At 70.0% G+C, this 13,624-nt stretch carries 13 protein-coding genes; 3 read left to right on the forward strand and 10 right to left on the reverse strand.

Annotated features, from left to right (window positions below; all coding sequences use genetic code 11):
• Positions 1-109: 109 nt before the first annotated feature.
• Positions 110-931, reverse strand: coding sequence for an HAD family hydrolase (locus tag LLS1_RS14985; RefSeq protein WP_226656739.1), 822 nt, complete (start codon positions 929-931; stop codon positions 110-112).
• On the reverse strand, positions 928-2,193 hold the full coding sequence (serS, locus tag LLS1_RS14990) for a serine--tRNA ligase (protein ID WP_226656741.1): 1,266 nt from the start codon (positions 2,191-2,193) through the stop codon (positions 928-930). Before serS ends, LLS1_RS14985 begins: the two co-directional genes overlap by 4 nt.
• A 69-nt stretch (positions 2,194-2,262) precedes the next feature.
• Between serS and LLS1_RS14995 the strand changes: the two genes are divergently transcribed.
• A complete protein-coding gene (locus LLS1_RS14995) occupies positions 2,263-3,252 on the forward strand; it encodes a diacylglycerol kinase family protein (RefSeq protein WP_226656743.1) in 990 nt (329 codons plus the stop codon).
• Between the two features lie 116 nt (positions 3,253-3,368).
• Here the strand turns inward: LLS1_RS14995 and LLS1_RS15000 are convergent, their stop codons facing one another.
• From LLS1_RS15000 to LLS1_RS15025, 6 genes are all read right to left on the reverse strand, one after another.
• On the reverse strand, positions 3,369-4,010 hold the full coding sequence (locus tag LLS1_RS15000; RefSeq protein WP_226656745.1) for a hypothetical protein: 642 nt from the start codon (positions 4,008-4,010) through the stop codon (positions 3,369-3,371).
• Between the two features lie 25 nt (positions 4,011-4,035).
• A complete protein-coding gene (gene pheA, locus LLS1_RS15005) occupies positions 4,036-5,025 on the reverse strand; it encodes a prephenate dehydratase (RefSeq protein ID WP_226656747.1) in 990 nt (329 codons plus the stop codon).
• 101 nt (positions 5,026-5,126) lie between these two features.
• Positions 5,127-5,915, reverse strand: a complete 789-nt coding sequence (locus LLS1_RS15010) for an ABC transporter permease (protein ID WP_226656749.1) — start codon at positions 5,913-5,915, stop codon at positions 5,127-5,129.
• A complete protein-coding gene (locus LLS1_RS15015; RefSeq protein ID WP_226656751.1) occupies positions 5,912-6,667 on the reverse strand; it encodes a hypothetical protein in 756 nt (251 codons plus the stop codon). The genes LLS1_RS15010 and LLS1_RS15015 overlap by 4 nt, the downstream gene beginning before the upstream one ends.
• Positions 6,664-7,620 carry an ABC transporter ATP-binding protein gene (locus LLS1_RS15020; RefSeq protein ID WP_226656753.1) on the reverse strand — a complete coding sequence of 319 codons (957 nt, stop codon included), beginning with the start codon at positions 7,618-7,620 and terminating at the stop codon, positions 6,664-6,666. The genes LLS1_RS15015 and LLS1_RS15020 overlap by 4 nt, the downstream gene beginning before the upstream one ends.
• Positions 7,617-8,720 carry a hypothetical protein gene (locus LLS1_RS15025; protein ID WP_226656754.1) on the reverse strand — a complete coding sequence of 368 codons (1,104 nt, stop codon included), beginning with the start codon at positions 8,718-8,720 and terminating at the stop codon, positions 7,617-7,619. Before LLS1_RS15025 ends, LLS1_RS15020 begins: the two co-directional genes overlap by 4 nt.
• 410 nt (positions 8,721-9,130) lie before the next feature.
• Between LLS1_RS15025 and pgm the strand changes: the two genes are divergently transcribed.
• Both pgm and ppk2 read left to right on the forward strand, forming a co-directional pair.
• Complete coding sequence (gene pgm / locus LLS1_RS15030; RefSeq protein ID WP_226656756.1) at positions 9,131-10,747, forward strand: phosphoglucomutase (alpha-D-glucose-1,6-bisphosphate-dependent); 1,617 nt, start codon at positions 9,131-9,133, stop codon at positions 10,745-10,747.
• 85 nt (positions 10,748-10,832) lie between these two features.
• Entirely contained in the window at positions 10,833-11,750 is a 918-nt protein-coding gene (ppk2, locus tag LLS1_RS15035) for a polyphosphate kinase 2 (RefSeq protein ID WP_226656758.1), read from the forward strand.
• A gap of 46 nt (positions 11,751-11,796) precedes the next feature.
• Here ppk2 and LLS1_RS15040 read toward each other — a convergent pair whose 3' ends face one another.
• Both LLS1_RS15040 and LLS1_RS15045 read right to left on the reverse strand, forming a co-directional pair.
• Entirely contained in the window at positions 11,797-12,636 is an 840-nt protein-coding gene (locus LLS1_RS15040; protein ID WP_226656896.1) for a M15 family metallopeptidase, read from the reverse strand.
• Between the two features lie 79 nt (positions 12,637-12,715).
• A complete protein-coding gene (locus LLS1_RS15045) occupies positions 12,716-13,624 on the reverse strand; it encodes an amidase domain-containing protein (RefSeq protein ID WP_226656760.1) in 909 nt (302 codons plus the stop codon).

Raw genomic sequence — 13,624 nt, forward strand, 5'->3', positions numbered from 1 at the left:
ACGGGCACACCATCTCCCAGACTCGCACGTCACCCTGGCAAAGGTCTGGACGACGGGGGCGAAAGTCCTGATCCGCGCCGTAAAGCGGCGGCTCAGAGGTTGCGGCGGCTCAGAGGCTGTCGAGCAGCTCGGCGAGCCCATCTTCGACGACCGTCCCGACCACGCGGGAGGAGACGGCCTTGACTTCGTCGGGCGCCTGGCCCATCGCCGCGCCGATGCCCTGGGCGGAGGCCCAGCTCAGCATGTCGATGTCGTTGCGACCGTCGCCCACCGCGACGACGTCCGTGTGCGGGATGTCGAGCGCCGCTCGCACACGATCGAGCGCGGTGGCCTTGTTGACGCCGTCCGGCGCGATGTCGAGCCACGCGGTCCAGCCGATCGCATAGCTCACCTTGTGCAGGCCCATCCGCTCGACGATGGAGAGGAACTCGTCCTCGTCGTGCTGCGGCGAGACGACGACCACGCGGGTGGCGGGATGCTCCGAGAGCTCCTCGAAGGTCACCTGCTCGGCGTTCACGAGCTCCCAGTCGGTCATGCCCTCGGTGTAGCGGCGGTAGCCCATCGGGTCCTCGACCATGAAACTGCCGCTGGGGAGGTGCGGCCGGATGGTGCGCAGCACCTCCGTCGGGTCGAAGGTCTCGACGAACTCGCGCCTGTAACCTCCTTCGACAGTGTCATCGCGGCGCATGGTGAGGGCGCCGTTCGCGCAGACCACGAAGTCGCTGTCGAGCCCGAACGCCTCGTGGATGGGCCGCGCGGTCTCCCAGCTGCGCCCCGTGGCGAGCATCACCTGGTGACCCGCCTCGCGCACGCGCGTGACGGCTGCGCGCACCGCGTCGCCGATGGTCTCGTCCTCATGGATCAGCGTGCCGTCGACGTCGAGCGCGATGAGCAGACGGCGGCCGGCGTCGTCGGGAGCGGAGGCGTTCACCGGGCGATCGGCTCCAGGACCTCGAGGCCGCCCAGGTACGGGCGCAGTGCCTCGGGCACGCGCACCGAGCCGTCCTCCTGCTGGTGCGTCTCGAGGATCGCGACGATCCAGCGGGTGGTCGCCAGCGTTCCGTTGAGCGTGGCGACCGGCGCGGTCTTGCCGTTCTCGCCGCGGTGGCGGACCTCGAGACGGCGCGCCTGGAACGTCGTGCAGTTGGAGGTCGAGGTGAGCTCGCGGTAGCGGCCCTGGGTCGGGATCCACGCCTCCACGTCGTACTTGCGCGCCGCGCTCGATCCGAGGTCGCCGGCGGCGGTGTCGATCACCCGGTAGCTGAGCCCGAGCGCCTGCATCATCTCCTCCTGCCAGCCGAGGAGTCGCGCGTGCTCCGCCTCGGCGTTCTCGGGAAGGGTGTAGACGAACATCTCGAGCTTGTTGAACTGGTGCACGCGGATGATGCCACGGGTGTCCTTGCCCGCCGAACCCGCCTCGCGCCGGTAGCAGGTGGACCAGCCGGCGTAGCGCAGCGGCTCCGTCACGTCGATGATCTCGTCGGCGTGATAGCCCGCGAGAGCGACCTCGCTCGTTCCGGTGAGGTAGAGGTCGTCGGCGGGCAGGTGGTAGACCTCGTCGGCATGGGCGCCAAGGAATCCGGTGCCCTGCATGATCTCGGGCTTCACCAGCGTCGGGGTGATCATCGGGATGAAGCCGTTGCCCACCGCCTTGTCGAGCGCCATGTTCATCAGGGCGATCTCGAGGCGGGCGCCGATGCCCCGCAGGTACGAGAACCGCGCGCCGGCGACCTTCGCGCCGCGCGCCATGTCGATCGCGCCGAGCAGCTCGCCGAGCTCCAAGTGGTCGCGGGCCTCGAAGTCGAATGCGGGGATCTCGCCGACCGTCTTGAGCACCACGAAGTCGTCCTCGCCGCCCGCGGGCACACCCTCGACGATCGGGTTGCCGATGCGGCGCAGCACGTCGGAGAAGCGCGTCTCGGCCTCCCCCGCGGCGCGCTGGGCCTCCTTGACGCGGCCGGCCAGCTCCTGCGCCTGGGCGACGAGCTCCTTCTTCTGCTCCTTGGGCGCCTGCGCGACCTGCTTGCCGAACGCGTTCTGCTCGGCGCGGAGCTCCTCGAAGGCCGTGATGGCGGCGCGGCGCTCGACGTCGGCCTGCAGGGCCTCGTCGACGACCTCGACGGAATCGCCGCGCGCCTCCTGCGAACGACGGACGACATCGGGATTCTCGCGGAGCAGGACTGGATCGATCACGTGCTCCAGCTTATCGACCGTGCACCCGCGTCTCCTGGTTCTCCACAGGGAACGGGTAGCGTGAACCCCGTGGATGATCGGGGTGCGTCACGTGACACGACGGTCGCGGTCGTCTACAACCCGGTCCGCGTCGACGTGCGGCGAGTGCGGGCGGCGGTCGAATCCGCTGCCGCCCGGGCCGGCGATGTCCGGCTGATCTGGCTCGAGACGACACCGGAGGACGGTGGCGGGGCGCAGGCGCTGGAAGCCCTCGAACGCGGCGCGACCCTGGTGCTCGCAGCCGGGGGCGACGGCACGGTGCGCGCCGTCGCCGAGGCACTGCGCGACCGCGACGCGACGCTCGGCCTGCTCCCCTCCGGTACGGGCAACCTCCTCGCACGCAACATCGGCGTCCCGCACGCGAACGTCGAGGAGGCCTGCGCGGTCGCGTTCGGCGGCGAGACGCGACCCATCGACCTGGGCGTCGCGACCGCGACCCGGGAGGACGGCGAGCGCAGCGAGCACGCCTTCCTCGTCATGGCCGGGGTCGGGATCGACGCCACCATGATCGCCAACGCCCGGCCCGAGCTGAAGCGGCGCTTCGGCTGGCTCGCCTACGTGGACGCCGGCTTCCGCGCCCTGCCGAAGGCGCGCAAGGTGCGCATCCGGTACCGCCTCGACGCCGGACAGGAGCGCACGGCGCACGTCAGCACCATCCTGATCGCGAACTGCGGCACCCTTCCGGGCAACATGGAGCTGATCCCGGACGGGTCGGTCGACGACGGACTGCTCGACGTCGCCATCCTGCAGCCCGCGTCGGTGTTCGGCTGGCTCGCGATCTGGCGCAAGGTGACGTGGGAGAACCGCATTCTCCGCAGGAGCGCCCTCGGCCGGCGGATCATCCGCTTCACCGATCGCGCAGTGCGCACCCGGCTGAGCTATCTGCGCGGCGCGGACGTGCGGCTGCGGGTCGAGCAGCCCGAGCCGTTCGAGCTGGACGGGGACGCCTTCGGCGACATCGTCGCGCTCGACCTAGCGGTGGACGAGGGCGGCCTGCGCGTGCGGGTGCCGGCACCGTAACTCCGGAGTTCGCCGTCGCCACGCCGGGCACTTCGCCGTTGTTCCGGGGTTTCGTGCCGGGTCGGGAGAGAACTCCGGAATTACTGGCTGGCGAACCGGAGGCCCGGGGCCGTCGGCTAGAGGCCCGTTTCGCCATCGGGGTCGGTGGGTGGCACGTCCGAACTGCGGCGGCGGCCGGTCAGCGCCGTGAGGAAGAGCAGCGCGACGAGGGTCGCGAAGCCGATGGTGATCATCGGGCCGGCGAGCACCCAGCCGATCTGGATGAAGACCTGGGTGGCCACGTCGGAGCCGGTGCCGCTGTAGTTGTTGGTGTACGAGGTGTTGGCCGCGACCGCGTAGACGACGACCCCGAGCACCACGAGGGCGGCGCCGACGATCCACAGCGCGAGCATGTACGGGTTGCGTCGCGGCGACAGCTCGACGCTCGCGAGGGGGCTCGGCGCGGGCACGGCCGGAGCGGCCGCATACGGCGCGACGGCCGGACCGGTCACCGGTTCGGCCGACTGCTCCCACGAGGTGTCCGCCGTCCCGGCAGCGGCGATGTCGTCCAACGGCGAGACGTCGCGGGCGGAGGAGGTGGGGGACGCCGTCCGGGCACCGCTCGCGACCCGGCCGCTCGCCGCTGTGCCCGATGCCGAGCGCACCGTGGTGCGCGGGCGCTCCCCCGGCTGCGGCCGGTATCCGCGCTGGAAGGCCGGGTCGTAGCGAGGGTCGAACCCGCCGGAGCGGGCGGTGTCGTGCTCGTCGTCCGCGATCATCGTCGGCATCCTCCTGCTGCGCAGCCTACCCCCGCGGGGTGTCCCCGTCCGGCCCCTCTGTGAGCGACGCCAGCCACTCCCGTGCCTCGGTGAAGACCTCGTCACGGTAGCGCTGATCGAAGTCCACCGGCACCCGGTCGGCGCGCGGGTACGAGCCGAGGAACATGACGGAGGGGCTGAACCGGCGCAGGCCGAGCAGGGCGTCCGCCACGCGCTCGTCGTGGATGTGCCCGTCCGCGTCCATCACGAACCGGTAGCGGCCGAGGGCGTCGCCGATGGGGCGCGACTCGATGAGGCTCAGATTGATGCCCCGCGTGGAGAACTGCTCCAGCAGGTCGAGCAGCGACCCCGGCCGGTCGTCCGGCAGCTCGGCGATGAGGCTGGTCTTGTCTGCGCCGGTCGCCGGGGGCACCGTGCGGGCGGTGCTGACGAGCACGAACCGCGTGACGGCGTTCGGGTTGTCGCCGATGTTCTCGGCGAGCACCCCCACGTCGAGGTGGTCGACGATTCCGGGAGGAGCGACCGCCGCATCCGCCGTGCTGCCCTCGAACAGCGACCGCGCTGCGGCGACGTTGCTCGACGCCGGAAGGTGACCGTGCTCCGGCAGGTGCTCATCCAGCCACTGGTGGCACTGCGCGTAGGCGACGGGATGGGCGTTCACCGTCTTCACGTCGGCGAGCGCCGTCCCCGGCCGGGCCACGAGCACGAAGTTCACCGACACCAGATACTCGCCGACGATGCGGAGGCCCGGGATGGTCGCGAGCGCGTCCTGCGCGACCGAGACCCCGCCCTCGATCGAGTTCTCGATCGCGATCATCGCGGCGACGCTGCGCCCCGCGACCACGTCGGCGAGCGCCTCCCCCACGTTGTTGACGGCCCGCCACCGCTTGCCCCGCGCCTCCGGCACCTGCGCCAGCGCGGCCTCCGTGAACGTGCCCGACGGCCCCAGGAAGCTGTACACCTCGTCGACGGACGCAGGCAGCTCGGCGGTGGGCTCGGCGGGGGGTGTGGACATGGCGTTCAGCTTAGCGAGGGGTGGCGGGGAGCCGACTGCGGCGTCTCGGGACGAATGCGCTCCGGCGCCGGGGCGCCGTCGTCCCGGCGGGGCGGAGTCGCTCAGAACAGCTCCACCCGCGCCAGTACCCGCGCCCGATGGGCAAGGATCCGCATTCCGATCAGCGCAGCTGCTCCCCAGGCGACCCCGACTCCGAGCTCGGCGAGAAGCAGGGATGCCGCGGCCCCCGCAGACCCGCCCGCCAGCACACTACGTGCCGCCTCGATCGCGTGCGTCGTGGGAAGCAGGTCGCCGATCCAGCGGACGACGGGCGGGATGTCGGCGCGGTCGACGTTGGAGCCGCTGAAGACGAGCAGGGCGAGGTACGCGGCGGTCGCGACCTGGTAGATGTCCCGGTAGACGAGCCCGAGAGCGCTCAAAGCCAGGCCGAGCGCCGAGCAGGACGAAGCGGCGACGACGGCAGTCAGCACGAAGAAGAGCGACCCTGCGAGCGTTGTGCTGGAGCCTGTGAACGCCAGACCGACGAGGCCGGTCATGACCGAGACGGAAGTGCCGAGCACGACGCCGGGGAGCAGCCGACCGACGAACACCGCGACGGCGGATCCCGGCGAGCCGAGGATGACGGAGAGCGTGCCGAAGCGACGCTCGTCGGCGATCACGGACACGAGTCCGGACACGCCCGCCGCAGCCGAGACCTGAATCGCGTTGCCTACGACGAAGAACTCCGGGTCGCCGTAGCCGAGCGATGAGCCGAGCGAGAGGAAGAAGACGAGCTGAAGCACCGGAGCGAGCACCAGCGACGCGACGAACAAGCCGGGCGTGCTCCAGGCGAAGAGCGCGCGATAGCCGAGGACACCCGAGAGCAGGGCCGTGCGGAGCCAGGAGGTCATCGCAGCCTCAGCGTTCCCCGCACACGAACGAGCGCATCCACTCGCCGCAGCAGCACGACGCCCGCTGCGAAGTAGCCGGCCGTAAGCAGCAGCGAGACTCCGAGTGTGGCTGCCCAGTCGGTGCCGAAGGGCAGGTCCAGGGCGGGCGTCGCCCAGCCGAGTGGGAGGACGCGGCCCACGATCGCGAGCGGAGGCCACAGCGTTGCAGACGGAACGAGCACCCCGCAGATCAGCCAGATCGGATACTCGAGGATGTTGGTCAGCTCCATCGCCTTGCGGGTGACGACGTACAGTGCCGCGAGGAAGACCCCGACAGCGACCAGCCCGGCCATCGCGACGACCGCCGCGATCACCATCGCTCCGGCGTCTCCGGCATCCTCGGAGGCACCGCCCGTGCGGAACACCAGCAGCGCCCACAGCCATGCCGCGCCGACCGAGTAGACGCCGAGCGTGACCGTTGCGAGCGAGAACCCGAGCACCGGAGCGACGAGCGAGCGCGGCCCACCCACGAGGAGCTCGAGCGTCCCGGAGAAGCGCTGCATGAAGAGTGCCTCCGCCGCACCGAAGAGGGTCGTCGACCAGGCGCCCATCAGTCCGGCGCCGATGATCGTGCGCGTCGAGGCGTGCCCTCCGGACATCATGGCCGCCAGCGAGCAGTAGACGAGTGGCGTGAGCAGCGCCATCCACACGAAGAACGGTGACCGCGAGAGCAGGCGCAGCTGTAGCAGCCACGCCGCGACGGCCAGCCTCACGAGGCCCTTTCCTCGAGCAGGGCCACGTAGGCGTCCTCAAGCGTCGGACGGCGCTCGAATGCGGCACCGGTGCGCACGTCGGCCAGGACGCCGAGCACGATCGGGAGGTCCGTCGCCCCCTCGCTCGCGATCCGGACGATCAGCCGACTCGCCGCGGCCGTCTGCTCGACCTGCACACTTACGACTCCCGGCAGCGCGGAGACGGCTCGCACGGCGCCGATGTGATCGTCGAGTACGTCGACCTCCAACACGCTCGCGACACGGACGGATGCTTTCACCCTCTCCGGCGAGTCGAGCGCGATCACCTGTCCTTCCGAGATCACAGCGAGGCGATCACAAAGCTCGTCCGCCTCGAACATGTAGTGGGTGGTCAACAACACGGTCTTGCCGCGGAGCCGCAGCTCGAGCACAAGCTCGCGGAGGGCGCGCGCGGCGACGGGATCCAACCCGGACGACGGCTCGTCGAGGAAGACGATCTCGGGGTCATGGATGAGGGCGCGCGCGAGGTGGAGCCGCTGCTTCATCCCGCGCGAGAATGCCTCCACTCGCTGGTCCGCGGCATCTGCCAGCCCGACCACGTCGAGCACCTCAGCGATCCGCCGCTTCGTGTCTCGACGGGGGAGGTCATAGAGCTGGGCGGCGAAGCGCAGGTTGTCCCGCGCCGACAGCCGGTCGTACAGTCCGCGCTCCCCACCGAACGCGACCCCGATGCGACGCCGCACCGCCACCGCCTCCGTCACGACGTCTAACCCGGCGACGGTGGCCGTGCCCGTCGTCGGCGTCAGCAGAGTCGAGAGGATGCGCACCGTCGTCGTCTTCCCCGCCCCGTTCGGTCCGAGGAGTCCGAAGATCTCGCCCCGATCGATGCCGAAAGAGATCCCGGCCAGTGCGCGGGCGGGCGGCGCCCCGCGGCGGGTGGTGAAGGTGCGGGTGAGGTCGGTGAGCTCGATCATGGCGTGGAGCTTTCCGCCGCGACGGTGGATCGGCCGAAAGCCGCTGACTCTTGCCAGAAGTACGGTGTGAGGTCCCTGACCCGCTTTTCGAGCGACTCCTCCCCCAGCTCGCCGAAGCAACGGATCAGCATCTTTCGGACTTGCCGGACGACGGACGGGTCGTATTCGGTCCGAAGCCGCTCGAGACTCGCACTGAGGACGGAGACGGCCTCGGCCGGGCGCCCTTGCCGGACGAGGACGAAGCCGAGCACCGACAGCGTGGAGTGGACTGCCCGCGCATCGTGCGCCTCCGCCCACACGACGAGTTCGCGGAGGGATCGCGCAGCGCTGTCGACGAGATTCAGCGCTTCCTCTCTGCTTCCACGCTTCAGAGCGATGAGGCCTCGCAGGTTGTCACGCAATCCCAGGAACAACAGCCTGTCGGCTCCCGTGTCCGCAACGGCGATGTCTGCTGCGCGATCCAGGTAGCGTTCGGCGACGTCGAGCCGCCCGCGACGCTTCACCTCGAGGGATGCCCAGCGAAGCCCGACAAAGAACGCCTCCGCCGTTCCCGCGAGGCCGGTCATGGCCTGATCCACGAGGGCAGCGCCCTCGTGTTCACGTCGGTGGAGTCCGAGGACGACGCCTGCGAGCATCGAGGCGAGCCACCGCGGTCGAGCCTCTTCGTGACGCTCGCACCGAGCAGCGAAATCCGAGGCGATGGCGAGGGCGTCGTCCCAGCCGCCGAAGCCGTTGACGTACGTGAGGAGGGCGACGTAGACGTCCTCAGCGCCGCCTCCGTCGCGTGGTCGCGCGTACGCGGACGTCTGCACGTTCAACGCGAACGCCTCGACAATGCCTCTGATCGTCTTGTCTGCGGGGCCGCCTTCGATGGCGCGACCCAGCCAGTCGGAGCCGATCGCCTCGACGAGCGCGGCGATGTTGAGGTCCAGCATCGCGCGCGAGCTCTCATCCCGGCGGATCCGAAGGTCTGACATTGGTGCGTGGTCCTCGCGCGACGCGATCAGGTACTCCCGTGCCGGGAGGAGGGTGTGGCGCATCGCATCATGGAAGCGTGGGGCGACGGTCCCCGGCGGCGCGACCTCGATCGAGGCCAGCACAGCCGAAGCCAGGCGTTGTGTCGGTGCGAGCATGAGAGTCGAGGCCCGGGAGGCCGGCCGCGCGGAGCGACCGGCCCGTCGGACTCAGAACATCGCCGCCCCGTGGTTCCAGCCTGCGAACAGGCTGGCCACGAAACCCTGCGGGTCCTGCATCTCGGCCACGATGTCCTCGTACGAATGCTCCATCGCGTTCTCCCCTCATCATGTCGCCCGTCGGATACTGGCGCGTCGACGGAAGATTTCCATCGCCTGGCCGGTCGCACCACAGCGATCGGACTGTTTGAGTAGCAGCCGCCGAGGATCTCCGTAGACAGGAGCTTCTACGAGCCTGTCGAGTGCTGCTCCTGCGTAATGCCTGCACAGCGCACCCGCCCCTCCCCTCCGCCGCGCGACCGTGGAAACATAGGGGCATGGATCCCCGAGCAGGCACCCCCGCGCAGCCCTCCGACCTCATCGACGTGGATGCCCTCCGCGCCGCGTATTACGAGCTCAAGCCGGATGTGAGCGTCCCGGAGCAGCGGGTGGTGTTCGGGACGTCCGGGCATCGCGGCAGCTCGCTCAACACCGCGTTCAACGAAGACCACATCCTCGCGACCACGCAGGCGATCGTCGAGTACCGGGCGTCGCAGGGGATCACCGGCCCGCTGTTCATCGGGGCGGACACGCATCTGCTGAGCGAGTTCGCGATGACCTCGGCCCTGGCCGTGCTGGTCGGCAACGAGGTGCGGGTGCTGGTGGACGAGTTCGACGACTGGGTGCCGACGCCGGCGGTGTCGCACGCGATCATCGCCTACAACAGGGCGGGGCACGACGACGAGGCCGACGGCATCGTGGTGACGCCGAGCCACAACCCGCCGACCGACGGCGGGTTCAAGTACAACCCGCCGCACGGCGGACCGGCCGACACGGACGCGACGAGCTGGATCGCGAAGCGCGCGAACGAGATCATCGCGGACGGGCTGAAGGACGTGCGCCAGGCGGAGCCGAGCGGGGTCGAGACGTACGACTTCCGCGGGAAGTACGTGGACGACCTCGAGAACATCATCGACGTGAAGGCGATCCGCGAGAGCGGGATCCGGATCGGAGCGGACCCGCTGGGCGGCGCGAGCGTGCACTACTGGCAGGCGATCGCGGAGCGGTACGAGCTCGACCTCACGGTCGTGAACCCGCTGGTCGACCCGGCGTGGGGGTTCATGACGCTGGACTGGGACGGCAAGATCCGCATGGATCCGTCGAGCCCCTCGGCGATGGCGTCGGTCGTGGAGCGGCGCGCCGACTTCGACATCCTGACCGGCAACGACGCGGACGCCGACCGGCACGGGATCGTCACGCCGGACGGCGGCCTGATGAACCCGAATCATTACCTCGCCGTCGCGATCGACTACCTGTTCCGCACCCGCTCGGGATGGCGGGAGGACGCCGCCGTCGGCAAGACGCTGGTGTCGTCGTCGATCATCGACCGGGTGGCGGAGTCGCTCGGCCGGCGGCTGTGGGAGGTCCCGGTCGGGTTCAAGTGGTTCGTCCCCGGCCTGATCGACGGCTCGGTGGGCTTCGGCGGCGAGGAGAGCGCGGGCGCGAGCTTCCTGCGGTTCGACGGCTCGGTGTGGACGACGGACAAGGACGGCATCCTGCTCGCGCTGCTCGCCAGCGAGATCCGAGCCGTGACCGGTAAGTCCCCGTCGGAGCTGTACCGCGAGCTGACCGACCGCTTCGGCGACCCGGTCTACCAGCGCGTCGACGCCCCGGCGACGCCGGCGCAGAAGGCCGCGCTCGGCAAACTCGACGGCGACGCGATCGTCGCGACCGAGCTCGCGGGCGAGCCGATCACGGCGAAGCTGAGCCGCGCACCCGGCAACGACGCGCCCCTGGGCGGGGTCAAGGTGCAGACGGCGGACGCCTGGTTCGCGGCACGCCCCAGCGGCACGGAGGACGTCTACAAGATCTACGCGGAGAGCTTCGCGGGCGAGGACAACCTGCGCGAAGTGCAGGAGGAGGCCAAGCGGATCGTGGGTGACGCGATCGCCTGAGTCCGGGCGCGATCCTCCCCGGGCATTCCCACCGACTTCTACGTCTTGTAGAATTCTACGATTCGTAGAAGTCGGAGGAGTTCCCATGGCACGTGACCGGAAGGCGTCGACGCCGCGCATACCGCTGGACCTGTACGAGGCCGAGCTCGAGAAGCTCCAGGCCGACCTGGTTCAGCTCCAGATGTGGACGAAGGCGACGGGGGCGCGAGTGGTCATCCTCTTCGAGGGGCGCGACGCGGCGGGCAAGGGCTCTGCGATCAAGCGCATCACGCAATACCTCTCCCCCCGCATCGCACGCACCGTCGCCCTTCCCGCTCCCACGGAGCGTGAACGCGGCCAGTGGTACTTCCAGCGTTACGTGCAGCATCTGCCGGCCGAAGGCGAGATCGTGCTCTTCGACCGCTCCTGGTACAACCGGGCCGGGGTCGAGCGGGTCATGGGATTCTGCACGGACGACGAGTACGAGCGCTTCCTGCGGCAGGCGCCGACCTTCGAGAGGATGCTCGTCGAGGACGGCGTCCACCTGATCAAGTTCTGGTTCTCGGTCTCGGAATCCGTCCAGCACAAGCGGTTCCGGTCCCGTGCCGTGGACCCGCTGCGACAGTGGAAGCTGTCGCCGATGGACCTCGAGTCGATCACTCGATGGGACGCCTACACGGCGGCGAAGGAGCGGATGCTGGCCGACACCGATGTGCCGTGGGCGCGGTGGGTGATCGTCGACTCCGAGGACAAGCGGCGCTCACGCCTCAATTCGATCGCGTACATCCTGAACACGATCCCCTGGGAGCCGATCGTCACCGAGCAGATCGAGATCCCGCCGCGGCCCGAGGACGGTATCCGCGAATCGTCGCGGCTCGGCCGTGTCGTCGCGACCGACGTCGCCGGCGAGCTCGTCGCCGAGCACGTGGCGGCGACCGATGTGCACCCCTACCTGCCCGCACCGGCGAAGCACGCGAAGGGCAAGAAGAAGTCGAAGCGGGTCTCGGAGGCGATGGCGAGCTGAGGCCGCCGCCCGGCCGCGGCGCACGAGGATGCCCGCCACGTGCGTGTCAGTGGTACCGCGTGCCGCCGTCGCAGTGGAAGAACTCCTCGAGCGTCGTGACGCCGGTCGCGTGCAGCTGCGTCGCGAGCGGCACGCCGACGAACCGGAAGTGCCACGGCTCGTAGGTGAATCCGGTCACCTCCACCTTGTCGGCCGGATACCGCAGGAGGAAGCCGAACCGCCAGGCGTTCGCCGCCAGCCAGACGCCCTGCGGCGTCTCGCCGAAGCAGGCCGCGAGGGAGCACTTCGCCGGAACGGCGCTGATGTCGACGGCGAGACCGGTCTGGTGCTCGCTGTGGCCCGGACGGGCGGTGTCCGTGTCGGCGAAATCCTGGCCGTTGCGGGCGACGTCGTCGTCGTAGACCCGCGTCTGGGAGTCGAAGGAGCGGTAGGCGCTCTGCACCGAGAAGTCGAGGCCGGCCTCCTGCTTGCCCGCCTGGAACATCGCGACCAGCGCGTCGGCGACCGGCTGGCGCATGGGCTGGCGGTTGACGTATGTGACGTCGGGGTAGACCAGGTCCGGCGGGACGAAGCGGATCGGCTGGAGGGCACGCGGCTTGTTCACCACGACCCAGGTGCTCACGGGGTCGTCGACGGACTGGGCGGTCGCGTCGAAGCCCACGCTCTGCGGCGGTGGCGCCGCCGACGGCACGGGGCGGTGCTTCGGGATGGCATCGGGCGTGGGCGGCGGGGTGTGCGGATGCTCCGTCGGACTGTGGCCCCCACCGCGGGCGCCCGCGTCGACGCTCGGCTCGGCCGCGCAGCCGCCGAGGGCGAGCAGCACAGCGAGGGCGCCGCCGACCAGGCCGACGCCCATCGTCGTCGCCCGCAGCCGGGCTCCCCCCATGGTCACGGGCTGAGCATAGCCCGTCCCGCCGACCGGGCGGTGCACGGCCGGCTGCGAACCGCGCCGCCCCGCGAACGGACTACTTCGAGAGGCTCCAGAAGTGGCCGATCGCGCCCGGGTGGTCGACCGTGATGGTGGTGTCGAGGTCGCGGTAGTCGGTGTCCTCGTTGTGCCCGACCATCTTGATCTTGATCTGGCCGTTCACGTGCTCGACGGCCGAGACGATCTGCACGTGGTCGAGCGAGTCGTTGTCGTTCCAGTCGAACATCACGATGTCGCCGACCTTGATCTTGTCCCGCTGGTCGAAGGAGTACTCGGTCAGACCGAGGGCCGCGGCGTTCTCGCTGAAGTACTGGTCCATCGAGGGCACGTACCCCCAGGCCGGGCTCCAGTCGGCGGCGGCGTCCTTGTTGTACCAGTCGGCGTTCATGGTCCAGCCGCGAGCGATGAGGGTCTGGCTGACGAAGTTGGCGCAGTCGCCTCCTACCGAGTTGAGGTCGCCCCACTCGGCCGAGTTGTAGTTCTTCCAATAGGTCATGGCGTACGCGAGCTGTTTGTCGACCGGGGTCTGCACCTGGTAGTCGTACGTCGTGCCATCGGTCGCGACCGGCTTGCCCGACTTGTCGGTCACCGCGATCGGCACGGCACCCGCGGCGAAGCTCTGCGCGGCCGGGACGGCTACGGTGACCGCGTCTGCGGTGGTGGCGGTGACCGCGGCGGGCTGGCCGCCGATCTGCACGCTCGCCACATTCTGGAGGTTCGAACCGGTGAGGGTGACGGTCCCGCCGGAGACGCTCCCCGCGGCGGGCTCGACCGCGGAGACGCTCGCGGTGCGCGGGGTCGACTTCTCGGCCGCACCGGCCAGGGCTTTGGTCGCGACGGAGGGCTCGCCCGCGCAGCCGGTGAAAAGGAGCGCAGCGGCGGCTGCGACGGCGACGAGGGAGACGCGTCGGAGGCGGAAACGAGGGGAGGAGCTGAGAGAACTCAT

This window comes from Leifsonia sp. LS1 (assembly GCF_020521355.1).
Lineage (GTDB): Bacteria > Actinomycetota > Actinomycetes > Actinomycetales > Microbacteriaceae > Leifsonia.

Bases quoted from the DNA above. Each gene is read 5' to 3' on its own strand.
- LLS1_RS15000 (WP_226656745.1), bottom strand. From the start codon at position 4,010: ATGATCGCGGACGACGAGCACGACACCGCCCGCTCCGGCGGGTTCGAC.
- pheA (WP_226656747.1), bottom strand. From the start codon at position 5,025: ATGTCCACACCCCCCGCCGAGCCCACCGCCGAGCTGCCTGCGTCCGTC.
- LLS1_RS15010 (WP_226656749.1), bottom strand. From the start codon at position 5,915: ATGACCTCCTGGCTCCGCACGGCCCTGCTCTCGGGTGTCCTCGGCTAT.
- LLS1_RS15020 (WP_226656753.1), bottom strand. From the start codon at position 7,620: ATGATCGAGCTCACCGACCTCACCCGCACCTTCACCACCCGCCGCGGG.
- pgm (WP_226656756.1), top strand. From the start codon at position 9,131: ATGGATCCCCGAGCAGGCACCCCCGCGCAGCCCTCCGACCTCATCGAC.
- ppk2 (WP_226656758.1), top strand. From the start codon at position 10,833: ATGGCACGTGACCGGAAGGCGTCGACGCCGCGCATACCGCTGGACCTG.
- LLS1_RS15040 (WP_226656896.1), bottom strand. From the start codon at position 12,636: ATGGGGGGAGCCCGGCTGCGGGCGACGACGATGGGCGTCGGCCTGGTC.
- LLS1_RS15045 (WP_226656760.1), bottom strand. From the start codon at position 13,624: ATGAGTTCTCTCAGCTCCTCCCCTCGTTTCCGCCTCCGACGCGTCTCC.